The sequence below is a fragment of the Pseudanabaena sp. 'Roaring Creek' genome, from assembly GCF_001402795.1.
Lineage (GTDB): Bacteria > Cyanobacteriota > Cyanobacteriia > Pseudanabaenales > Pseudanabaenaceae > Pseudanabaena.
This window is the reverse complement of sequence record NZ_LIRE01000644.1, coordinates 1-264: the sequence shown is the minus strand read 5'-3', so window position 1 is coordinate 264 and position 264 is coordinate 1. Positions and strand designations below refer to the sequence as shown.

Genomic DNA, 264 nt, shown 5'->3' with positions numbered 1-264 from the left:
GTATCCCTATCTGCAGTCCGAGCTGTTCATCCGCTGGGAGCAGAGCGAGCTGGAAGGCGTGATCGACCAGTGGCTGGCGGCCTTCGTCGAGCAGGGCCTGCTCAAGGTTGAAGGTGACGTGTACGTGCGCCCGGCGCCGAGCTCGCGCCAGTTCGTGCTGCTGACCCTGCTGTCGCGTTCGGTGGCGCAGACCCTGCAGCGCTTCTACATGGCCATCGCCCTGCTGCTCAACGCCGGGCAGAACGCGATCAGCGCCGAGGAGCT

The 264-nt window shown here is 65.9% G+C and carries 1 pseudogene; it reads left to right on the top strand.

What is annotated here, in order from left to right:
• Window positions 1-264: pseudogene (locus tag AC805_RS16920) on the top strand (glycerol-3-phosphate 1-O-acyltransferase); the annotation flags it as partial.